The sequence below is a fragment of the Nonomuraea sp. SBT364 genome (genome assembly GCF_001083785.1).
Classification (GTDB): domain Bacteria; phylum Actinomycetota; class Actinomycetes; order Streptosporangiales; family Streptosporangiaceae; genus Nonomuraea.
In genome coordinates this window covers 17,762-38,918 of the sequence record NZ_LAVL01000044.1, presented here as the reverse complement: position 1 = coordinate 38,918, position 21,157 = coordinate 17,762, and the positions used below count along the sequence as shown (strand labels likewise).

The window sequence follows — 21,157 nt, the reverse complement described above, 5'->3', positions numbered from 1 at the left end:
CTCCTTGGACTGCTTATGTTCCGCGCCTGATGCGCCCTGCGTAGCGGCCTTCCAGGGCCTTGTTGTGCTCGTCGCCGCCGGTCACGTTGACCGACAGGTAGACGGGCGGCGTCTCGCCGAGCGCCACCAGCCGGTCCACCGCCTCGGTGACCACCAACTGCGCGAGCAGCGCGGAGGTGATCGTGGAGACCGCGCCGTAACTGCCGCCCCCGGGCAGTTCCAGGATCGCGTCGCCGTACGGGGCGCCGTTGTCCAGCACGACGTCGGCCAGGTCGAGCAGCTTGCCGCCCGACGGATGGCGCGAGGTCATCTGGATGCTGTGCTTGACGGAGGTGATCGCGATCAGCGCGTGGCCGCGTTCCTTGACGAGCGAGGCCAGCTCGACGACGGCGCCGTTCACGCCCGAGCTGGAGATCAGCACGAACACGTCCTGCGGCTGCACCGGCGCCAGCTCGTAGATCCGGTGCGCGACGGCCGGGTCGCGTTCGAGCTCGGGGGTCAGCACGCTGGGCGGCTCCCCGCCGTACAGGACGAGGTCGCGCGGGCTGAGCCGGTTGCTGGGCACCAGCCCGCCGGCCCGGCCGGCGATCTCCATCGCGATGGCCTCGGAGTGCCCCGACCCGAACGCGTTGACCACTCCCCCGGCGCGCAGCGCCGTCACGATCGCCCCGGCGGCCTGCCCGATCGGCTCGGCCTGCGACTCGGCGACCTGGCGGGCCAGCTCCAGGACTCTGGATGCGTACGTCATTCAGCCTCTCTCCACGCGGTGGCTCTCCACGGCGCTGATCGTGAGCTCGAACGCCTCGTTGGTGGCCTCGTACGTGCGTTGCGCGACCGCCACGTAGACGGCGTCGAGCACGAACAGCTGCGAGTGGACGGCGGCCAGCCCGCCGAGCCGGAACGTGGTCTCCCTGCTCGCGGTGGTCAGCACCAGCTCGGCCAGCTCCGCCAGCGGGGAGCGGGCGAAGGAGGTCACCGCGACCGTCAGCGCGCCGTGGCTGCCGGCCTCGGCCAGCGCCTCCATGACCTCGCGGGTGCGGCCCCGGTGGCTGATGCCGATCGCCACGTCGCCGTCGCGCAGCAGTGCCGCCTCCGACAGCGCCACGTGCGCGTCGCCGGCGCTCCAGCACGGGATGCCGATCCGGCGCAGCCGCCCTTCGAGCATGGTGGCCACGTTGCCGCTGGTGGAGACGCCGACCAGGAGGACCCTGCGGGCGGCGACCAGCCGGTCGGCCACCGTCGAGACCACGGCCGCGTCGAGCTGGGCGGCGGTGTCCTGGATCAGCCGGGCGTCGGCGGCGGCCATCACCTCGATGGCGGCGTCGATCGGGTCGTCGGGGCCGATCTCGTGCCCGACCCCCGCGCCCCAGCCGGCCTGCGCGGCCCGGCCCGTCTCGGTGGCCAGCGCCACCCTCAGCTCGGCGTAGCCGGAGAAGCCGAACGCCCGGCAGAACCTCGTCACGGTCGCGGGTGAGCTGCCGGCCCGCTCGGCCAGCGCGATGATCGTCGACCGGGCGGCCTCGGCGGGGTCGCCGAGGATCACCTCGCCGACGCGGCGTAACGCCTCCGGCAATCCGGGCAGCTCGGTCTCGACGCGCCCCAGTGCTCCTGAAGTCACGAATATTCCTTCCGGATATCCGGTCTTCTGGCGAAAATTATTCTTGCTTCTCGGTCACGTCAAGACCCACAATCTGATCGTGACGTATTCGCTCGTGATCGGTGTCGACGCCGGCGCGACCTCCTCCCGCGTCGCCGTGCACGCCCTCGACGGCACCCGTCTCGGATACGCGCGCGCGGGCGCCGGCAACCCCACCGCCCACGGCCTGGACAAGGCCGTCGCCGCCATCGGCGGCGCCCTGCGCGAGGCGCTCGGCGGCCATTCGGGCGCGCGCGTGGTCGCCTCCCTGGCGGGGGTCGCGGGCCACGTCCGCGAGCTGGAACCGGCGCTCGGCAAGGTCTGGGCCGACCTGGGCATCCCGGCGGGGCCCCGGGTCATGGGCGACGTCGAGATCGCCTACGTGGCCGGGACACCGGCCCCCGACGGCACCCTCCTGCTGTCGGGCACCGGCGCCATCGCCGCCCGCATCGCCGGTCACCGCCGCGTCGTGCTCGCCGACGGGCTCGGCTGGCTCCTCGGCGACGCGGGCTCCGGCTTCTGGATCGGCCGCGCCGCGGCCAAGGCCGTGGTCGCCGGGCTCGACCGCGCCGCGCCGTCGTCCCCGCTGACGGAGCTCGTCCTCGACCACTTCCTCGGCGCGGAGCGCGGCGACTCCCCGCGCGACAGCGCCGCCCGGCTCGTCCGGCTCGCGCAGGCCGATCACATGCGCCTGGCCGCCCTGGCCGCCCTGGTGTGCCGGGCCGCCGCCGAGGGCGACCCGGTGGCGCTCGACATCACCCGCCGGGCCGCCGGACATCTGGCCGACACCGTCCACCGGGTGCACGAGGGCGGCCCGATCGTGCTGGCCGGCAGCGTCCTGACCAACGATGGCCCGGTCCGCGACACCGTGATCGGGCTGCTGGCGGGCGAGACGGTGGCGACGGCGCGCGACGCGGCGGGCGCGGCCGCCTGGCTGGCCGCCCACGACCTGCTGCCCGAGCGCGACAGGGCGGCGCTGCACGCCCGCTTCACCCCTTGACCGCTCCGGCGGTCATGCCCACGCCCACCTTGCGCTGCAGGAACAGGAAGAGCAGCAGCGCCGGCAGCGCGAACAGGCCGGCCGCGGCCATCGTCGCCCCCCAGTCGGTGCCGAACACGTCGCGGAACGACGACAGCCACACCGGCAGCGTCCGCTGGTCCTGCTCCTTGATGATCAGCACGTTGACGAACGCGAACTCGTTCCACGCCGTGATGAACCCGAACAGCGAGGTCGCCATCAACCCGGGCGCCAGCAGCGGGAACACCACCCGCCGGAAGGCCACCAGCCGGCTGCACCCGTCGACCTGTGCCGCCTCCTCCAGCTCCAGCGGGATCGCGGCGAGGAACCCGCGCAGGGTCACGATCGTGAACGGCAGCGTGATCATGAAGTAGACCCCGGTCAGCATCGCCAGCGAGTCCAGCAGCTCGGTGTCCCTGGCGATGATGAACACCGGCACCAGCAGCGCCTCCCACGGCGCCATCTGGGCGGCGAACACCATGACCACGAACGCGCCGCGTCCCCGCCACCGCATCCTGGTCACCGCGAACGCCGCCAGCAGCGCCACCACCAGCGCCAGCAGCACGGCCACGACGGTCACGAGGAGGCTGTTGCGCCAGTAGGTCCAGAACCCCGGCGCGTTCACGGCGGTCACGAAGTGTTCCAGCGTCGGCGAGGCGGGCCAGAACGACGGCGTGCGCGCCTGGATGTCCCGGGTCGGCTTGAACGCCGTCAGGAACATCCAGTAGACCGGGAAGATCGTCACCACCAGCACGGCGAGCGCGGCGACGTTGAGCGTGAGCCTTCTCATGAGCGGACCATCCGTCGCAGGTTGGCGATCAGGGCCACGGCCAGGAGCACGACGGTGAGCAGGGCCACGGCCGAGCCCAGGTCGTACCGGTGCAGCACCCGGGCGATCTTGAACGCGTAGACGGGCAGGGTGGTCGTGGCGTCGTCGGGACCGCCCTGCGAGAGCACCCAGATCTGCGGGAAGCACTTGGCCACCCAGATCACCTCCAGCGAGACGATCAGGGCGAACAACTGCCGCAGCATCGGCAGCGTGACCCGCCAGAACACCTGCCAGCCGGTGCCGCCGTCGATCCTGGCCGACTCGTACAGCTCCCCCGGGATCGTGGTGAGCCCGGCGTAGAGGGTGAGCGCGGCGAACGGCACCGACTGCCACACCACCAGGATCACCAGCACGGCGAACGTCGCGGTGCCGTCGGCGAACCAGGTGTAGCCGCGGAAGGACTCGAACCCGAGCGAGGCCAGCAGCCAGTTGACCACGCCCAGCTCCGACTGGAACAGCCACTGGAAGACCGTGGTGGCCGCGATCACCGGGGTGGCCCAGGCCAGCGCCAGCGCGCTCATCAGGGCCAGCCGCATGCCGCGCCGCAGCCGTACCAGCATGAGCGCGATGCCGGTGGACAGCACCACGATGAGGACCACGTTGATCGCGGTCCACACGAGCGTGCGCAGCACCACCTGCCAGAACTCGGCTCCCGCCAGCAGTTCGGCGTAGTTGCCGAAGCCGATGAACTCGGCGCCGCCCCGGATGAGCTCGCCCATCCGGAAGTGCTGCAGCGAGATCAGCGCGGCCTTGAGCATGGGATAGAGCAGGAGGAAGGCCCCACCCGCCACCGTGGGCGCGATGAGCAGGTAGGGCCAGAGCGAACGGTTGCGCACGGGCTCAGGACCCGCTGTTGAGCGTCTTGGTGATGGACTCGGAGACCTTCCGGGCCTCCGTGGCGGGGTCGCCGCCGGTGAGCACCGCGGTCATGTACTGCTTGATGACCGAGGTGGCCTCGACGGCGGCCCAGTTGGGGGTGTTCGGCGTCGCGCGGCCGTTGGCGGCGCCGGCGGCCATCGCGGCCGTCGCCTCCTCACCGGCCAGCACGCCGGCCAGCGAGGTGCGGTTGGGCACGAACGCCATCTCCTTGGCCAGCTCCGTCTGGAACTGCTCGCCGGCCAGCGCCTTGACGACCTCGTACGCCTGCTCCTGGTGTTTCGAGGCGACCGGGATGATCAGGTCGGAGCCGCCGGTGAAAACCGTGCCCGGCTTGTCGGCCGTCTTGCCGGGGATGGGGAAGAAACCCATCTTGTCCTTGAGGCCGGGCTCGACCTCCAGGACGCGGGCCGCGATGCCCGGGGCTGCGATGATCTGCGCCACCTTGCCCTGGGCGAACACCTCGTGCTGGGGCGGGTTGGCCTCGTCGGCGTCCTTCGGGCCCTTGCCGAGGGCTTGGAGCCGCTTGTAGAAGTCCATGCCGGCCAGGGCCTGCGGGGTGTCGAGCACGCCCTTCCAGGCGCCGCCCTGCTGGACGGCCAGGTCGCCGCCCTCGTCCCAGACGAATCCGGCGAGCGCGTACCAGGTCTGGCCGGTCAGGTAGATGCCCTGGTTCCCACCCTTGTTCAGCTTGGCCGTGATATTTAGCCATTCGTCCCTCGTTTTCGGGGGCTCGTCGATGCCCGCCCCGGCGAACAGGTCCTTGTTGTAGACGACCACCCGGTTCGCGGCGTACCAGGGGATGCCGTACTGCTTGCCGTCGATGTTCCCCGGCTGGGCCAGGCCCGGGAGCCAGTCCGTGCCCTGGAGGTCGGCGACCTTGGCGGTGAGGTCGGTGACGCCGCCGCTGGCCGCGTACTGGGCGATCTGGGTGTTGCCCACCTCGATCACGTCGGGCGCGTCGGTGCTGGCCAGCGCGGCGGTGACGCGCTCGCCGATACCGTCCCACGGCTGGATCTGCAGGTCGAGGTCCACGCCCTGGTGGGCGCCCTCGTATCGGGTCTCGAACGTCTTGAGCAGCTCCTGCGTGACGCTGCCGTCCATGATCCAGACGGTCAGCTTGGCGGGGCCGCTGCTCTGCGGCGCCCCGGTGGTCGTGTCCGGGCCCGCGCCGCACGCGCCGAGCGCGAACACGGCGGCCAGGGCCAGGATGCGGTTCTTCATGGCTTTCCTCGTCACGGGTTCGGGACGGTGTCCTGGAAGGCGGTGCCGGCCGTGCGCAACGCGCCGACCCGGCTCTGCACCTGCGCGGGCGAGAGGACCTCGTTCTTGGCGTGGTAGACCCAGTCGACCTGCTGCCGGTACGTGCGCGTCCCGGTCGCCGCCTGGAGGTCGATGAACCACTGGTTGAACATGATCCACATGGGTGTCTCGGGATAGTAGATCCCGCTGTGGTCGGCGAACAGGCGGCCGTCGACGTAGTACTTGATGTGGCCGCCGGACACCTGGATCACCAGGTCGTGCCAGCCGGCGAAGCTGGTGCGCTCCTCGGTGTGCGTGTTGACGGCCTGCCACGGCTCGCCCTGGTAGGTCTCCCAGCTCGTCGCGTACAGGATGTTCGACGGCTCGCCCCAGCCGCCGTTCGGCAGATACTCGAAGTCGAGCTCGCCGTAGTCGGGGTCCAGGTTGAAGCGGAGCGGCGTGATGGTGAAGAACGTCTGCACCACGTGCTCGCCGTCAGGCCCGCTCGCCGGCGCGTCGCTGAAACGCACCCGTGCCGCGTACGTGCCCTCGTGGAACTTGCGGTTCGCGGTGGACAGCTCGGTCTGGACGGTGCCGGAGGCGGTGCCGTTCGTCGAGGAGTCCAGCGTCAGCAGGCCGCCGGGGAACGAGACCGCCGACGCCGACCAGGTCGCGCCGGGCACGCCGGGCCCGCCCGAGCTCGACCGCACGGTCCAGCCGCGCTGCTGCAGGCGCGGATCGGCCGAGCCGGTGTACGTGAAGTCGTCGAACAGCACGCCACCCGGGCCGGGCGGCGGGTCGGTCGGGTCCGGGTCGGGGCCGGGGTCGGTGCCGCTCGGCTTGCCCCAGGCGAGCTGCCCGTTCACGTAGACGGTCGCCTTGTCCCAGTTCGCGTAGGAGGTCTGGGAGCCGAAGGAGTAGTCGTCACTCTGTGTGAAGCTCTGCCAGTCGGCGCGGTAGAAGCGGAGCTGCAGGTCCCGGGTGCTCGTCCCGGGGGCCAGCGAGCCGGAGGTGAAGCCCACCTCCAGGTACTGCTTGCCGTCCGCCTGCGGGACGAACCGGCCGGTCACCGTCGAGCACGACACCACCGCCCAGGAGCAGGCGAAGCGGTACGATTCCGCGCCGGTGAGGTAGTAGCGGATCTTGACCTGGTTCAGCGGGATCGTGGTGGTGCCGTCGTTGAACACCTGGAACCAGGGCTCTGCCTGCGCGGTCGTGGCGCCGGTCGAGCTGGTCCGGTACTGGAGGCGCACCGCTTGGTCGGCGTCGGCCGGGGCGGCCACGGCTACCGCCAGGGCGGCGGGGAGGGCTAAGGACAGCAGGATTTTTCCGATTTTTCGGGACATGGCGCGGTTCTCCTTGATTCAGCGGGCCCCCGAATGGCATGCCGAAGAGAGCTCTCGTGCTCCCGGGTGTCGTGGTTGCGTTTCGACGGTCAGGCGCCGCGGCGGATGCGGCCCGCGTACAGCGCTTCCAGCTTGAGGTTGTGTGCGTCGCCCTCCGGCACGTTGGCCGACAGGTAGACCGGCGGCACCTGGCCGGCGTCGAGCAGGTCGCGTACCGTCCTGGCGACGACGAGCTGGGCGATCAGGGCGGAGGTGATGGTGGAGACGGCTCCGGTGGCGCCTCCGTCGGGCAGGGGCAGCACGGCGTCGCCGTACGGGGCCCGGTTGTCGAGCACGACGTCGGCCAGGTCGGCGAGCTTGCGGCCCGAGGGGTGCCGCGAGGTGACCGCGTCACTGTGCGCGAGCGAGGTGATGGCGATCAGGTCGTGACCGCGCTGCTTGACGAGGGTGGCGAGCTCGACCACCACGCCGTTCACGCCCGAGTTCGAGATGATCACGAACAGGTCGTCGTCGTGGACCGGGGCCGCGTCGAGGATGGCGCGTGCCACGGCCGGGTCGCGTTCGAGGTCGTAGCGGTCCAGCGCCTCTCGGGGGGCGTCCCCGTACAGGACGATGTCCCTGAGGGCGAGCCGGTTCGTGGGCACCAGGCCGCCGGCGCGGCCGGCGATCTCCATGGCGACCGCCTCGGAGTGCCCCGAGCCGAACGCCTGGATGACCCCGCCTCTGGTCAGCGCCCTGGTGAACAGCCCGGCGGCCTTCTCGATGGCGGGGTCGTCCGGGATCGTCCGGACGAGCTCCGCGATGTGGTCGGCGAATGCTTGCGGATTTATCGTCATATATCCCCTTCTGGGCCTTTCGGGAGTCCGTCTTCTGGCAGGCGATGTCCTTCGACGGCCCGTACCGTCACGTCGAACGCCTGCCTGGTCCGCTCGTACGTCCGCTGCGCCACCGACACGTACACCACGTCCAGCACGAGCAGCTGCGAGTGGATCGCCGCGAACCCGTCCGCCCTGAACGTCGTCTCCCGGCTCGCCGTCGTCAGCACCAGCTCGGCCACCTCGGCCAGCGGCGACCTGGGATGCGACGTCACGGCCACCGTGATCGCGCCATGACTCCCCGCCTCCGCCAGCACCTCGATGACCTCGCGCGTCCGGCCGCTGTGCGAGATGCCGATCGCCACGTCGCCCTGCCCGAGCAGCGCCGCGTCGGTGAGCGCGCTGTGCGCGTCGGACCTGCTCCAGGTGGGCACGCGCATGCGCTGCAGCCGGTACTCCATCTCGCTGGCGACGGCCGCGCTGCTCGACACGCCGAACAGCAGCACCCGTCCCGCGCCGGCCACGGCCTGCGCCACCTTCGCCACCACCGCCAGGTCGAGTTGGTCGCCCGTCTCCTGGATCAGCCGGATGTCGTTGCCCGACACCACGCCGAGCACCTTCTCCAGGCTGTCGCCGGGCAGGATCTCCTGGCCGATGTCGGTCTGCCAGGTCTGCTGCTTGACGCGGCCGGTCTCGGTGGCCACGGCGACGCGCAGTTCGGCGTAGCCGCCGAAGCCCATCGCCCGGCAGAACCGGGTAATGGTGGCGGTCGAGGTGCCGCTGCGCTCCGCCAGGTCCACGATCGTCAGCCTGGCTGCCTCGCCGGGGTCGGCGAGGATCGCGTCGGCGACCTTGCGCAGGGCCTCCGGCATCTCATGCCGTTCGGTCCTGATGCGGCCGAGTAGTTCCATGTGGTGATAATTATGCTCATCTATTGGCTTGGTCAAGGGTTGTGGCGATAATTCTTGACATGCGATTGGTTCTCGGCGTCGACGCCGGCGGCACCTCCACCCGGGCGGCGATCTTCACCCTGCGCGGCGAGGAGGTCGGACGGGGAGCCGCCGAAGGCGGCAACTGCGGGACCCTGGGGCTCGACCGCGCCCGCGCCAACGTGTCGTCCGCCATCGCCTCGGCGCTCACCGGCGTGGACGCCTCCCTGGTCGAGGCGGCTGTACTCGGGCTGGCCGGCAACCCGGACCTGGCCTCCGCCCTCACCCGGCGCCTCTTCCCCGCCAGCGTTCCCTTCCCTGGCACCGTCCCCAATGCCGGAACGCCGCAGATCCCTCAGGACCGCGGGGGCGCTCTCCGTCCCCGAATCGTGCGGACCGTCGGCGACGTCGTCACCGCCTTCTGCGCGGGCACTCCCTCCCCCTCGGGCACCGTCCTCATCTCGGGGACGGGGGCGATCGCGGCAAAAATTACCGGCCGCGAAGTGACGGCGACCTCCGACGGCTACGGGTGGCTGCTGGGCGACGAGGGCTCCGGCTTCTGGCTCGGCCACGCCGCCGCCCGCGCCACCATCCGTTCCCTCGCCGACGGCCGCGCACCGTCGCTTCTGGCCGACCTGGTCATCAGGCGACTGCTCCCGGAGGAGACCCCGCCCCTGCCTCCGGCCCCGGAACGTGTTCTCGTGAACGAGCCCCGCATGACGGGTGCTCCCCTCCCCGAGGAGCCCGCGAGTCCGTCGGCAGCCGAGCTCGTGGAGCGGCTGAGCACCGCCGTGCTCGTGGAGCGGCTGAGCGCCGCCGTGCACGCGCGCCCGCCGCTGGCCCTGGCCGAGCTGGCGCCCCTGGTCAGCGAGGCGGCCAGGGCCGGCGACCCAGCGGCGGCCGCCATCGCCTCGGAAGCCGCCCGCCTCCTGGTCGCCACCGCCTCCCGGGTGCACGAGCCGGGCTCACCGCTCGTCCTCGCGGGCAGCGTCCTCACCTCACCAGGGCCTGTACGGGATTCCGTACGGAACCTTGCCGGGACCGTGCACACCGCGGGCGACCCGGCCGGAGCGGCGGCCTGGCTCGCGGCCCTGCCCTTCCTCACCCCGGCCGAGGCCGAGGAGCGGCACACCCACTTCGTCGGGGCACCGGGCTGACCTTCCACACCACCACCGCCTGGCGCTACGTCCGCGATGCCGTGGAGCTGGTGGCCGACGCCAGACCCGGCCCGGGGTGTGACCGTGCTGCCGTACTGCCCGGGGTTCGGCACCGGCCACGGCCTCCGGCTGGTCACCACGCGCGACGGCACCGCGTACGGCCGATTTCCGGGGTTCGCCTCGTTCCTGATGATGCGCTCTGACCACCCGCGTCGATCCCCGGACGATCGCCCACGCCCCGGCGGGGGCGGATCCGGCCGTCGCGCGGCGCCTGACGAGGACGGGGAGCTGTACCGGATGTGGCTGTCGGATCCGGGGGCGTGGGCGGTGGTGGACTGGCGGCCGGACGCCGAGAGTACGAGGTCTTCCAGGTGGGCGGCCGGCCGCTGTGGGAGGAGGTGACCGACGCCTACTTCCGGTGGGGAAGCCGGGCCGCGACCGGTTCGGGATGACGGTCACGGCCGACGGGCAGCGGGGGTGGCTGGACGATCCGGCGCGACCGCTCTGACCTCCTGCCGGGCCGGCCGGCCGGGGACCGCCACAGGCGGGTTCGGCCGGGGCCCTTCACGACTCCTGTCAACTTCTGTAAGACAGAGTCGAGGTGAGCGATGGACTTACGCCACATCCGGTACGCGATCACGATCGCCCGTGCCGGCAGCCTGCGCCGCGCCGCGACGTTCCTGCGCATCGCCCAGCCGACCCTGTCGGAGCAGCTCAGGGCGCTGGAGAAGGAGATCGGCGTGGAGTTGTTCAGCCGCTCGTCGGCCGGGGTGCAGCTGACCGAGGCGGGTGAGGTGTTCCTGGCCCAGGCGACGGTCGCGGTGGACGCGCTGGATCGGGCGGTGACGGCGGCCAGGTGCAAGGGGCAGACGGCCCGGCTGGGCGTGGCCGACGGGCTGAGCGACGTCGCGGCCCGGCTGCTGTCGCAGCTCCAGCGGGCGCGGTTGCGGGTGGCGCCGATGGGCACGGCCGAGCAGATCGTCTCGCTCATGGACGGGACGCTCCAGGCGGGGCTCGGCTACGCTCCCGGGTCGCTGCCGCGCGGTGTGGCGCGCATGCTCGTCCACCGCTCCCCCGTGCGCGCCCTGCTGCCGCGCGATCACGAGCTCGCCGCGCACGTGCGGCTGCCGCTGGCGGCGCTGGCGGGCGAGCCGCTGGTGATGCCGGAGTCGGAGGCGGTCGCGGGCGCCCGCCGGTTCCTGGAGGCGTTCGTCCGGCATCGCCTGCATCCCCGGCTGGGCCCGTCGGCCGCCACGCATGACCTCGTCGTCGCCATGGTGGGCGAGAGCGCGGGTTATGCGTTGTGCGTGCGGGAGGGGGTGCCGGTGCCGGAACGGCTGGCGTTCGTGCCGATCGAGGAGGAGGTGCCGCCGATCGAGGTGGTGCTGCTGTGGAACCGTCAGGCGGACGTGGACGACGTGGTGAGCGCGGCGCGGCATCTGGCCCGTTCTGGATAGCACTATTATCCAGTGATGCGCATGTCCGAACTGAGCGCCGAGTCCGGCGTGCCCATCGCCACGATCAAGTACTACCTGCGCGAGGGCCTGCTTCACCAGGGCGAGCAGACGTCCGCCACCCGGGCCGCCTACGACGGCACGCATCTGCGCAGGCTCCGCCTGATCAGGGCGCTCCTGGAGGTGGGCAGGCTGCCGGTGTCGTCCATCAAGAAGGTCGTGGAGGCGGTCGAGGACGAGTCGCTGCCCGTTCACGAGATGCTCGGCACCGCCCATTACGCGCTCAGCCCGGCCGTCGAGCGGGAGCCGACGGCCGAGTGGGACGAGGCGCTCGCCGAGGTCGACTCGCTCCTCGCCGGCTTCGGCTGGGAGGTCGAGCCGGAGGCCCCGGCCCGGCACGAGCTGGCGCACACCCTGGTGCGGATGCGCCGCCTCGGTCACACGCCGGACCTGGCCCCGTACGCGGCGGCGGCCGGGCGGCTGGTCGAGGAGGTCGAGATCGGCAAGGTGCCGTTCGACGGCCCGCGTGACGCCGCCGTGGAGGCGCTGGTGCTGGGGACGGTCCTGTACGGGCGGGCGTTCGACGCGCTGCGCCGCCTGGCCCAGGAGTCGGCGTCGGCCCGCCGCCTGTCCGGGCGCTGATCAGGGGCCGGCGTGCGGGGCGCGGGCCGCGGAGGAGCCCTCGCGGACCAGCTCGCCGGTGAGGTTGCCGTTGGCCGCCGAGCCGAGGAACACCACCAGCCCCGCCACGTCCTGCGGCCGCGACAGCCGCCGTGACGGGGTGCCCGCCGCCAGCCTGTCGACGATCGCCCGAGGGAAGTCCGGCGCCCGTTCGGTCAGCGTGAACCCGGGCGCGACCACGTTCACCAGGATGCCGTCGCGCCCGGCCTCCCACGCCAGGCTGCGCGCCATGCCGTACAGCCCCGACTTGGCGGTCCCGTAGGGGCCGGGGCCCGGCAGGCCCTCCTCGGCCACGCCGGACGAGACGAGCACGATCCGTCCCCAGCCTCGCGCCCGCATGCCGGGCAGCACGGCGCGGACGGAGGCCGCGGCGCCGACGAGGTTGGCGCCGACCATCGCCAGCCATTCCGCGACCGGCACGTCCTCGAACCGGACGCCCGGATCGGGCGCGTCGCCGCCCCACCGCACGGCGTTGGCCACGAGCACGTCCACGCGTCCCCAGTGCGCGATCACCGCGTCGGCCGCGGCCTGCACGGACGGCAGGTCCTCCAGGTCCATCGGCGTGCTGAACGCCTCGCCGCCGGCTTCGGCGACCTCGGCGGCCACCGCGCGGGCGGCCTGCTCGTTCTTCCGGTACGTGATCGCCACCTTGGCGCCTTCCCTGGCGAAGGCGACGGCGGTCGCGGCGCCGATCCCGGACGAGCCTCCGGTCACCAGGACGACGCGATCGTTCAGGCCGGTGTCCATTGCGGTCTCCTTCTAGTTGCGAGTCGAGATGAATGTAAGCTCCAATCATCTCAATCACAAATTATTGACCGCTGGTAACCTTTCGCCATGCTTGAAGACAGCCCGCTCCGGCGTGACCTGCACTGGCTGGCGGCGCAGCTCAAGCACGGCCTGAGCATGATCGAGACGGAGATCGCGCAGCGGCACGGCATGAGCCTGTGGGCCTACACCGTCCTCGTCGAGGTGGCCGGCGGCCCCTCCCGCTCCCAGCTCGCGCTCGCCGCGGCCGTGCCGGTGGACAAGACCAAGCTGGTGGCGATCCTCGACGAGCTGGAGGCGGCCGGGCTGGACGGGCGCCGCCCCGACCCGCGTGACCGGCGGGCCCGCCTCGTCGACCCGACCGACGCCGGTCGCGCCGCGCTCGACGCGGCCACCCGGGAGATCCGTTCCGTCGAGGACTCCCTGCTCGCCGACCTCGACGCGGACCGGCGCGCGGACTTCGTCCGCACCCTCCAGCACGTCGTCACCACCCGGCTCGCGCAGGCGGCCGGCACCGCGACGGGCCCCGAGACGTCCTGCTGAAACCCCGGCCTGCCGGAGTTCCGGCCCGCTGAGATTCCGGCGGCTCACCCCCGCGCGGCGGGATCGACGAGCAGGCCGACCGTGCCCGCCAGGCCCTCGTCGCCGTGGCCCTGCGCCACCCGGCGGCTCATCAGCTCCATGAACGGCGTCAGCAGCCGTGTGTCGACGGCCTGCTCCCGCGCGGTGGTCAGCAGCGTGTCGTTGCCCGCCGTCATCATGGCCAGGTTCGAGTGCACGCCCAGGGTGTAGTCGCCGCTCTCCAGCTGGGCGGCCAGGCCGTGGGCGGATCCGGCCATCGCGCCGAGCCATCCGGCGAGCAGCGCCGCGAAACGGGACCCGTCCACGTCCTTCTCCCCGTGCACCAGGGCGAAGGCGTGGGTGATGCCGGCGAACATCCCGGTCATCGCGCTGAGCAGGGCGATGTCGTACAGCGCCGCGTGACCGGGATCCGCGCCGACGTAGTCGGCCCCCGCCGGGGCCTCCAGCGCCTCGCGGTGGCGCTCGAACAGCGCGCCGTCACCGCTGTAGAGGATGTAGCCGCCGCTCTCGCGATTGCCGATCATCGGGGGGACGGCCATGATGCCGCCGTCCAGGAAGCGGGCGCCGCGCTCCTCCGCCCAGAGGGCGCGCTTCCTCGCCTGGGCGGGAGTGCCGGTGGTCAGGTTGACCAGGTCCTTGCCCGCCAGGTCGGCGCCGTCCAGGGCCGAGCCGACCGAGTCGTCGTCCAGCAGGCACAGCACCACGGGCCCGGCGGCCGAGGCCACCGCCTCGGCGGCGCTGCCCACCGCGCCGGCCCCCTTGGCGACCAGCGCTTCGGCCTTGTGCGGCGTACGGTTCCAGACGGTCAGCGGGTGCCCGGCGGCGAGCCAGGCGTGGGCCAGCGCGGCGCCCATGTCGCCGAGGCCGAGCAGGGTGATGGGAGTCTTGGACGTGTTCATGCCTCCAGGCTCGCGCCGGCTCCCCACCAAGATCAAGTACGCACTTTATGGTGGGCGGTTACTTTATGGTGGGTGTGTGACCAGGCGGGATACGTACATGTGCGGCATCGACGCGGCGATCGACGTGGTCGGCGGCAAGTGGAAGGTGCTCATCCTGTGGGCCCTGGACGCGGGGCCGTGCCGGTTCGGCGAGCTGCGGCGCGGCATCCCCGGCGTCACCGAGAAGGTGCTCATCTCCCACCTGCGTGAGCTGGAGTCCGACGGCATCGTGTGCCGGGAGGAGGCGCTCGAGGGAGCGGTCCGGCGCGTCACCTACGCGCTCACGCCGCTCGGCGTCTCGCTCAACGCGGCGCTCGCGCCCCTCGGCGCCTGGGGCAGGGAGCACCTCATGGCCGGGCACGACGAGCACGAAGACGAGCGAGCCCCGCGCGGTTGAGCGGAGCTCGCCGTCAGGAGACACGGCTCAGCCGGGCGGTATCCGGCCGTCCTTGGCGACCGGGACGCCGAGCTGCACCGCGGCGGTGAGCGTCGCCCTCTCCTCGGGGAGGCGGGCGAGCACCGGGTTGAGGTGGCGCAGGGTCAGGTCGACGGGCGCCATCTCACGCGCCGTGATGTCGTACTTCTCGAGGTCGATCCACCTGACGATGTCCAGCACCTCGGGCGGGATGCTGTCGCCGCCTTTGTACACGGGCACGCAGAGCTGGCGCGAGTAGTCCACCCGCACGTCCGCCGTCGGGATCTTGCCCACGAGCACGGGGTTGAGCTGCTGGAGCGTCAGCGGCCGGCCCATCGGGACGTTCGGGGTGGCGCCGAAGCACAGCAGGTCGATGTGCCTGACGACGCGCAGCACCTCCGCCGGGGGCAGCACGCCGTTCTTGGCGACCGGGACGCACAGCTGCTCCGGCCTGGTCAGCCGGATCTCCTTGCGCGGCAGGTCACGCAGGACGGGGTTGAGATGGCTGAGCACCAGCGGCTTGTCCGCCGAGAACCCGGTGACGCGGTAGCAGGACAGGTCGACGAATCTGACGAAGTCGAGCGTGCCGCGCGGCGGGATCACGTTGTTCTTGGCGACCGGGACGCACAGCTGGTCGCGCTGGCCGAGGGAGACCTGCACGGTCGGCAGGTCGCTGAGCACCGGGTTGATGTGCCGCAGGGTCAGGCCCACGGCAGGAGGCTGGTAGGGGCTGGTCTTGAAGCACTCGAGGTCGAGGTTGGACACGAATTGCCCGGGGGTGGGCAGCGCCAGGGCGCCGGCGGGCGGTGCGACGAGGAAGATCATCGCGAGGAGTCCGAGCGTGGCCGATAACAGACGCCGCACCGTGCTCGTGCGGCGTCGATCCCGGCTGGCCGATCCGTCCATGCTTCTCCTTGAAGGGCGCTGGGACGTGCCTGACGCTTTTGACTATCCGCCGGGCGGAACGGCTCGACAATCTTCGTGACCGGTCTTTGACACCCATCTGTGGAAGGCGGGATTCAGGAGGCCATGGGGGTGGCGCGGAGGGCCAGGTAGCGGTTGAAGGCGTCCTGGCCGTCGGGGACGAAGGGCCAGCGGCACATCGCCAGGCGCAGCTCGGCCTCGCTCATCCAGCCGTGCCACGGCACCTCGTCAGGGTCGGGGCGGAGCGGACCGGTGATCGACGCCTCGTGCACGGCCAGCCAGTAGGGGCTCACCATGCCGCGGCACAGGAACTTGACGACGAACTTCACCGGCACCCGCACCCCGAGCTCCTCGGTCAGCTCGCGGCGCGCCGCGTGCCCGTACGACTCGCCGACGCCGACCGCGCCGCCGACCAGCACGTCGTAGTAGCCGGGGAAGCGGGCGGCGGTGTCGGGGCGGCGGTGCACGAGGACGCGGCCGCGCTCGTCCCTGCACACGGAGGTGGCGATGCGGTGCAGCCAGCCCCGCCTGGTGGCCTCGGCGCGATCCGCGACGCCGATCACGTCGTCCTGCTCGTTCACCAGTTCTACACGTTCGTCCACGGGGTCACGATCGCACACGGGTGTGACAGTTTCGGGGTCCCCGGTATAGGGCGGGCCGGGTGGGTGGACGGCCCGGCCCGCCGGATCGAGTGGTCAGGCGGGGAAGTGCGGGTTCCAGCCCGGCCCGATGGGGTCGGCGGTGCCGAACTTGTTGCCGCCCTCGCCGTTCCAGATGTGCAGGATGCCGTCGGTGCTGATGGCGGCGATGTCGCCGTGGCCGTCCTTGTTCACGTCGCCGAGCGACATGAGGGTTCTGCCGAGATCGGTCCAGCCGCCGCCGATCCGCTGGGCCTCGCCGAACTCGTTGCCGCCCTCGCCGTTCCAGATGTAGAGGGTGCCGTCGCGGACGGCGGCGATGTCGCCGATGCCGTCGTCGTCGAAGTCGCCCCCGACGGGACGGCCGTACTCGGTCCAGCCCGCGCCGATCCGCTGGGCCTCGCCGAACTCGTTGCCGCCCTCGCCGTTCCAGATGTACAGGACGCCTTCGGGGTCGACCGCCCCGATGTCGGCACGCCCGTCCTTGTTGACGTCACCCAGTGAGAACAGCTTGGCGGCCAGTTCCGACCAGCCGCCGCCGATCCGCTGGGCCTCGCCGAACTCGTTGCCGCCCTCGCCGTTCCAGATGTAGAGGGTGCCGTCCCGCACCGCGGCCAGGTCGCCGCGGCCGTCGCCGTTGAAGTCGCCGCCGATCGGGGGCGTGTAGGAGGTCCAGCCCGCCCCGACCGGGTCGGCCGAGGTGAACCTGTTGCCGCCCTGGCCGTTCCAGATGTACAGGGTGCCGGTTCCGGCCGCGAAGAGGTCGCCCACGCCGTCGCCGTTGAAGTCGGCGCCGAACAGGCCGGGCCGCGATCCGGAGCCGCAGTTGCGGCTCTCCACGTTGCGCCAGGTCCGGCCGTTGCTCTGGCCGTAGGTGACGCCGTTGAAGACGGGCCTGATCCGTTCGGAGCCGCTGTACCCCCAGGAGGCGTCCCCGTCGCCGTTGGCGTCGTAGGCGAGCTCGAAGTGCAGGTGCGGGTGGCCGTTGGACTCCTTGCCCGTCGCGCCGACCTTGCCGATCACCGTGCCCCGCTGCACCCGGTCACCGGGCGAGACGGAGGCGCGGGACTTCAGGTGGATGTAGGTGGTGAAGTATCCGCCGCCGTGATTGATCTGCAGCACGTTGCCGCCGTTGTCGTGGTAGAACACCCTGTCCACGGTCCCGGCGGCCGGCGCGACCAGGGTGGCGCCGTCGGTGCCGTGCTGGTCGGGCTCCTTCACCATGTCCAGCGCGGGAGCGTGCGCCCAGGTGTCCAGCCGCCACTTCTGGCCGCAGGGGAAGGGCAGTTGCAGATCGGGGGCGGCCGCGGCCATGGCCGGCGTCGAGGTCAGGACGAGGCTGCTCAGCACGGCCGTGGTCATCGCGGTCAGGCCGGATAAGCCTCTGCCGAAGATTGATCTTTTTCGCATGTCATTCCTTCGGGGGGTCTCATGACTGCTTTTGTTGATCCGAGTCGGCGACGCGCCAAAACCTACTTACGGGCGGTATGCCGCCGGTATGCCGGCACTATGGCTTCTCGCCCTCGGGAGTGGCCGCCGACGGCTCCGGCTACGCCTGTTCGCCCTGGTCAGCGCGTCATCCGGCTGGAAGGCCCGGGGGGATCTCGCCGTCCGGGGCTTCGTGGCGGGGCGAGCGTGGCTCAGTATGTTGCCGGGATGAATTCTGACGACATGGATCAGGCCCCCGGGCTCTTCGACTGGCACGCCGACGAGCTCGCCGCGCTGCCGCCCGTGCGGCTGCCCGGCGTGCGTGAGCTGGCCGCGGACGCGCGCCGGAGCCGCGCTTTGACCTCGGCGGCCGAGTACGCCAGGGGCGCGGAGCATCTCGGCTACGAGCCGGACGACCTGCCGCCCAGCGGGCTCGCCACCGAGGAGTACAGCGTGTTCTGGCTGGCCGCGAACGTCGGCTTCCTGGAGGTCGTGGACGGGTTCTTCGCCCTGGAGCCCGCCTTCGCCTGGCCGGGGGTCCCCGACGCCCGGGCGGTCGAGATGTGGGCCGAGGGCATGTACGGCGTGATCGTCGAGAACGTCACGGACCAGCTACAGATCGATCTTCTCGACGAACTCCTCGACCAGGACGACGACGACGAGCACGCGCTGCCCAACTTCAACGACGCCTTCCACGGCCTCGTCCCCACGCTGCTGGTCGCACTGCTGAGGGAACCGGACGGCATGCCCGTCAGCGAGCTGCGCTGGGCGGCGGTGGAGAAGACCGGGCAGCCCTCGTGGAACGCGGTCGTGGCGCGGCAGGGCGACCCGCTCGCCCCGATCCTGCGGCTGCTCGTCGACTACGGTGCCGCCGTCGTCGAGAACAGCACCGGGCACGGCACCGGAAACAGCGGCGAGAACAGCATGGTGCGGCTTACGCCGCTCGGGCTCTACGGCACGGTGTTCCACATCCGCCAGGACGGTCTCACCGTCCGCGTCGCCGACTGAACCGCCGCCCGTTCGCCTAGTCCGTGATCGTGGTGGGGCGTTTCAGGAGCCAGAGGGCCGCGCGTTGCAGCAGCGTCCGGTGGATCTCGTTCTCGTACGAGCGCGTGTCGTGTCCCAGCGCGTCGTAGAACACCCTCCCCCGCCGCACCGGCCGGGCCCAGATGAGCGGCTGGCCGTTCGAGGACGCCAGGGGGCGTACGTCGGGGAGCACGTCGAGGTCGCTGTACACCTCGTCGACCACGTCGAAGTCGCGCAGCCCGTCCACGATCGGGTGGCCGCCGTGGACGCGGACGCCGGTCCAGCCGAGCGGCGGGTGGTGGGACTTGGGCCAGGTCCAGCAGCCGCCGAGGACGCGCGGCCAGCCCTGCCAGTCGTCGAAGCAGATCGACGCGGTGTGCATGCACAGCAGGGCGCCGCCGCGGTCGAGGTGGTCGAGGAGGGTGGTGCGGGCCTCGGCGGGAAGCTGGAAGCGCCATCGGTCGCGCTGGTCGGCGAAGCGTTCGTGGGTCATCTGCCAGCGCAGCGCGTTGATGGTGATGAGCTGGACCTCAGGCGGTTCGCTGAGGGCGCCGGCGATGTCCTCGGTGATCTCGGATTCGACGCCTATCGCGGCGAGCGCCTCGGCGAGTGCGCCCGACGTGGCGTCGAAGTCGTGGAACAGGCCTCCAGAAAGGATGAGATTTCGCGCCATTCGCCAAGCTCATCATGGTTATCGCCGCATTTCTACCCATGTGCTGTCACATCCGGCGTCACTCGCGCGTCCTCCCGGGAGGGCGGAAGGAGCGGGCATGCTTGATACGGGTACTCTGCCCGGCATGACGGGGACCGCTGAGTTCGAGTCCTGTCGTCCCCTGCTGCTCGGGCTGGCCTATCGACTGCTGGGCAGCATGTGGGACGCCGAGGACGTGGTGCAGGAGGCGTGGCTGCGCTGGGAGGGCACGGACCGCGACGTGGTGCGCGAGCCGCGCGCGTTCCTGATCACGGTGGTGTCGCGGCTGGCACTGGACCAGCTCCGCTCGGCCCGGGTGAAGCGGGAGGCGTATCCCGGGCCGTGGCTGCCCGAGCCGGTGGCGACGGCGGAGGCGGGGCCGCTGGACACCGCCGAGCTGCGTGACACGGTGGCCTTCGCGACGCTGCACCTGATGGAACGCCTGTCGCCGCCGGAGCGGGCGGTGTTCGTGCTGCGGGAGGCGTTCGAGCTGCCGTACGACGAGATCGCGGAGATCGTCGGCGCGTCGGTGGCCAACGCCCGGCAGATGCACCACCGGGCGTCGGTGCGGCTGGCCGAGGGGCGCGACCGGTTCCGGCCGTCGTCGCGGGAGCACGAGGAGCTGCTGACGCGGTTCATCGCGGCGGCGGGCGGCGGCGATCTGAGCGCGCTCACCGATCTGCTGCACGAGGACGTCGTGATGTGGAGCGACGGCGGCGGCCGGATCAGGGCGGCGCTGCGGCCGATCGAGGGCCGCGACAAGGTGAGGCGGTTCCTGGAGGGGCTGATGGCCCGCTACGAGTACGGCGCGGTGTCGGTCGTGGAGGTGAACGGCCATCCGGCGATCTGGATGCGGATCGGGCCCGACGACCAGCTGGTCGTCCTCGACTGGCACGAAGGCCGCATCCGGGGCCTGTACGGCGTGCTGAACCCGGACAAGCTCGCCCGGGTGCGGGCGGCGTCTCTATAGTCCCCCTATGGATCTCGGCATCGCAGGCAAGGTCGCACTCGTCACGGGTGGCAGCGCGGGCATCGGGCTGGCCGCCGCCAAGAGTCTCGCCAGGGAGGGCTGCCACGTGTGCGTGAGCGCCCGCAGCCCGGAAAAACTCGCGGACGCGGTGGTGGAGCTGCAGGAGTTCGGCGGCGTGGTGCACGCGGTACTCGCGGACGTGGAGGACCCGGAGGCCGCCGAGCGGGTGGTGCGCGAGACGCGGGACGTGGTGGGGCCGGTCGACATCCTGGTCGCCAACGCGGGCGGGCCGCCGCCCGGGCGGTTCGTGGACGCGAGCCTGGCCGAGTGGGACGTGGCGGTGCAGCGCAACCTGCTCGGCACCGTGCGGCTGGTCCGGGCGGCGCTGCCGGAGATGCGCGAGCGCGGCTGGGGCCGCATCGTGACCGTGACGAGCCGGTCGGCGCGCGAGGCGATCGACGGCCTGGCCCTGTCCAACGCCACCAGGTCGGCCGTCGCCGGACTGGTGCGTACTCTGGCCCGTGAGGTGGGCGGTGACGGGGTGCTGGTCACCAACGTGATGCCGGGGCCGATCGACACCGACCGGCTGCGTGAGGTGGCGGGCGGCGCGGAGGGGCTGGCGGCGCGGGCGGCGGAGGTGCCGCTGGGCCGGATCGGCCGCGCCGAGGAGGTCGGCGACGTGGTGGCGTTCCTGGCGAGCGAGCGCGCGTCGTTCGTGAACGGGATCTCGATCCTGGTGGACGGCGGCGAGAGCCGGGTCATCGCCTGACCGGAACCACCCCCCGCGCCGCATGACA

The 21,157-nt window shown here is 71.7% G+C and carries 24 protein-coding genes; 10 read left to right on the top strand and 14 right to left on the bottom strand.

All coding sequences use genetic code 11. The annotated features are described in order from the left end of the window. Nucleotides 1–13: 13 nt before the first annotated feature. Complete coding sequence (locus ADY59_RS20905; protein WP_049564608.1) at nucleotides 14–748, bottom strand: sugar isomerase domain-containing protein; 735 nt, start codon at nucleotides 746–748, stop codon at nucleotides 14–16. Further along, nucleotides 749–1,618, bottom strand: coding sequence for a MurR/RpiR family transcriptional regulator (locus tag ADY59_RS20900; RefSeq protein ID WP_082310270.1), 870 nt, complete (start codon nucleotides 1,616–1,618; stop codon nucleotides 749–751). Nucleotides 1,619–1,697: 79 nt separating this feature from the next. Between ADY59_RS20900 and ADY59_RS20895 the strand changes: the two genes are divergently transcribed. Further along, on the top strand, nucleotides 1,698–2,636 hold the full coding sequence (locus tag ADY59_RS20895; protein WP_049564646.1) for an N-acetylglucosamine kinase: 939 nt from the start codon (nucleotides 1,698–1,700) through the stop codon (nucleotides 2,634–2,636). On the opposite strand, the gene ADY59_RS20890 is transcribed toward ADY59_RS20895, so the two are convergent. The 6 genes from ADY59_RS20890 to ADY59_RS20865 form a co-directional block, all read right to left on the bottom strand. After that, nucleotides 2,626–3,444: a carbohydrate ABC transporter permease gene (locus ADY59_RS20890; protein WP_049564604.1), complete on the bottom strand. Its 819-nt coding sequence runs from the start codon at nucleotides 3,442–3,444 to the stop codon at nucleotides 2,626–2,628. The two genes, ADY59_RS20895 and ADY59_RS20890, sit on opposite strands and share 11 nt — an antisense overlap. Continuing rightward, complete coding sequence (locus ADY59_RS20885; RefSeq protein ID WP_049564602.1) at nucleotides 3,441–4,319, bottom strand: carbohydrate ABC transporter permease; 879 nt, start codon at nucleotides 4,317–4,319, stop codon at nucleotides 3,441–3,443. Before ADY59_RS20885 ends, ADY59_RS20890 begins: the two co-directional genes overlap by 4 nt. 4 nt (nucleotides 4,320–4,323) lie before the next feature. Further along, entirely contained in the window at nucleotides 4,324–5,583 is a 1,260-nt protein-coding gene (locus ADY59_RS20880; protein ID WP_049564599.1) for an extracellular solute-binding protein, read from the bottom strand. 11 nt (nucleotides 5,584–5,594) lie between these two features. Further along, nucleotides 5,595–6,947 (bottom strand): cellulose binding domain-containing protein, encoded by a 1,353-nt coding sequence (locus ADY59_RS20875; protein ID WP_049564597.1) that lies wholly within the window; start codon nucleotides 6,945–6,947, stop codon nucleotides 5,595–5,597. An 89-nt stretch (nucleotides 6,948–7,036) separates the two neighbouring features. Further along, nucleotides 7,037–7,783: a sugar isomerase domain-containing protein gene (locus ADY59_RS20870; protein ID WP_053174976.1), complete on the bottom strand. Its 747-nt coding sequence runs from the start codon at nucleotides 7,781–7,783 to the stop codon at nucleotides 7,037–7,039. Next, complete coding sequence (locus tag ADY59_RS20865) at nucleotides 7,780–8,673, bottom strand: MurR/RpiR family transcriptional regulator (RefSeq protein WP_049564595.1); 894 nt, start codon at nucleotides 8,671–8,673, stop codon at nucleotides 7,780–7,782. Before ADY59_RS20865 ends, ADY59_RS20870 begins: the two co-directional genes overlap by 4 nt. Before the next feature lie 59 nt (nucleotides 8,674–8,732). Between ADY59_RS20865 and ADY59_RS20860 the strand changes: the two genes are divergently transcribed. The 4 genes from ADY59_RS20860 (at nucleotide 8,733) to ADY59_RS20845 (ending at nucleotide 11,944) form a co-directional block, all read left to right on the top strand. Beyond that, entirely contained in the window at nucleotides 8,733–9,848 is a 1,116-nt protein-coding gene (locus ADY59_RS20860; RefSeq protein WP_082310269.1) for an N-acetylglucosamine kinase, read from the top strand. 299 nt (nucleotides 9,849–10,147) lie between these two features. Further along, nucleotides 10,148–10,300, top strand: coding sequence for a hypothetical protein (locus ADY59_RS50160; RefSeq protein ID WP_156325624.1), 153 nt, complete (start codon nucleotides 10,148–10,150; stop codon nucleotides 10,298–10,300). A 156-nt stretch (nucleotides 10,301–10,456) separates the two neighbouring features. Beyond that, nucleotides 10,457–11,305 (top strand): LysR family transcriptional regulator, encoded by an 849-nt coding sequence (locus ADY59_RS20850; RefSeq protein WP_049564589.1) that lies wholly within the window; start codon nucleotides 10,457–10,459, stop codon nucleotides 11,303–11,305. 15 nt (nucleotides 11,306–11,320) lie between these two features. After that, the gene (locus ADY59_RS20845) at nucleotides 11,321–11,944 is read left to right on the top strand and encodes a MerR family transcriptional regulator (RefSeq protein WP_049564587.1); all 624 of its coding nucleotides are present in this window, start codon (nucleotides 11,321–11,323) and stop codon (nucleotides 11,942–11,944) included. On the opposite strand, the gene ADY59_RS20840 is transcribed toward ADY59_RS20845, so the two are convergent. Then, nucleotides 11,945–12,730, bottom strand: a complete 786-nt coding sequence (locus tag ADY59_RS20840; RefSeq protein WP_049564585.1) for an SDR family NAD(P)-dependent oxidoreductase — start codon at nucleotides 12,728–12,730, stop codon at nucleotides 11,945–11,947. Nucleotides 12,731–12,817: 87 nt separating this feature from the next. On the opposite strand from ADY59_RS20840, the gene ADY59_RS20835 reads away from it, so the two are divergent. Then, nucleotides 12,818–13,291 carry a MarR family winged helix-turn-helix transcriptional regulator gene (locus tag ADY59_RS20835; RefSeq protein ID WP_049564584.1) on the top strand — a complete coding sequence of 158 codons (474 nt, stop codon included), beginning with the start codon at nucleotides 12,818–12,820 and terminating at the stop codon, nucleotides 13,289–13,291. 44 nt (nucleotides 13,292–13,335) lie between these two features. On the opposite strand, the gene ADY59_RS20830 is transcribed toward ADY59_RS20835, so the two are convergent. Continuing rightward, a complete protein-coding gene (locus ADY59_RS20830) occupies nucleotides 13,336–14,229 on the bottom strand; it encodes an NAD(P)-dependent oxidoreductase (RefSeq protein WP_049564582.1) in 894 nt (297 codons plus the stop codon). Between the two features lie 76 nt (nucleotides 14,230–14,305). On the opposite strand from ADY59_RS20830, the gene ADY59_RS20825 reads away from it, so the two are divergent. Further along, complete coding sequence (locus ADY59_RS20825) at nucleotides 14,306–14,665, top strand: winged helix-turn-helix transcriptional regulator (RefSeq protein WP_063780723.1); 360 nt, start codon at nucleotides 14,306–14,308, stop codon at nucleotides 14,663–14,665. Between the two features lie 27 nt (nucleotides 14,666–14,692). Here ADY59_RS20825 and ADY59_RS20820 read toward each other — a convergent pair whose 3' ends face one another. The 3 genes from ADY59_RS20820 to ADY59_RS20810 all read right to left on the bottom strand — a co-directional run bounded on the left by ADY59_RS20820 (nucleotide 14,693) and on the right by ADY59_RS20810 (nucleotide 17,655). Then, nucleotides 14,693–15,589, bottom strand: a complete 897-nt coding sequence (locus ADY59_RS20820; RefSeq protein WP_053174973.1) for a hypothetical protein — start codon at nucleotides 15,587–15,589, stop codon at nucleotides 14,693–14,695. A gap of 113 nt (nucleotides 15,590–15,702) precedes the next feature. Then, on the bottom strand, nucleotides 15,703–16,209 hold the full coding sequence (locus ADY59_RS20815) for an NUDIX hydrolase (RefSeq protein WP_049564578.1): 507 nt from the start codon (nucleotides 16,207–16,209) through the stop codon (nucleotides 15,703–15,705). A 93-nt stretch (nucleotides 16,210–16,302) separates the two neighbouring features. Continuing rightward, complete coding sequence (locus ADY59_RS20810; RefSeq protein ID WP_082310268.1) at nucleotides 16,303–17,655, bottom strand: FG-GAP-like repeat-containing protein; 1,353 nt, start codon at nucleotides 17,653–17,655, stop codon at nucleotides 16,303–16,305. Between the two features lie 246 nt (nucleotides 17,656–17,901). On the opposite strand from ADY59_RS20810, the gene ADY59_RS20805 reads away from it, so the two are divergent. Continuing rightward, nucleotides 17,902–18,681, top strand: a complete 780-nt coding sequence (locus tag ADY59_RS20805; RefSeq protein ID WP_156325623.1) for a hypothetical protein — start codon at nucleotides 17,902–17,904, stop codon at nucleotides 18,679–18,681. A 16-nt stretch (nucleotides 18,682–18,697) separates the two neighbouring features. On the opposite strand, the gene ADY59_RS20800 is transcribed toward ADY59_RS20805, so the two are convergent. Further along, complete coding sequence (locus tag ADY59_RS20800) at nucleotides 18,698–19,372, bottom strand: ThuA domain-containing protein (protein ID WP_049564572.1); 675 nt, start codon at nucleotides 19,370–19,372, stop codon at nucleotides 18,698–18,700. Between the two features lie 124 nt (nucleotides 19,373–19,496). Between ADY59_RS20800 and ADY59_RS20795 the strand changes: the two genes are divergently transcribed. Further along, on the top strand, nucleotides 19,497–20,360 hold the full coding sequence (locus ADY59_RS20795; protein ID WP_049564570.1) for an RNA polymerase sigma-70 factor: 864 nt from the start codon (nucleotides 19,497–19,499) through the stop codon (nucleotides 20,358–20,360). 7 nt (nucleotides 20,361–20,367) lie between these two features. Beyond that, nucleotides 20,368–21,129, top strand: coding sequence for an SDR family NAD(P)-dependent oxidoreductase (locus tag ADY59_RS20790; protein ID WP_049564568.1), 762 nt, complete (start codon nucleotides 20,368–20,370; stop codon nucleotides 21,127–21,129). Nucleotides 21,130–21,157: the final 28 nt, after the last annotated feature.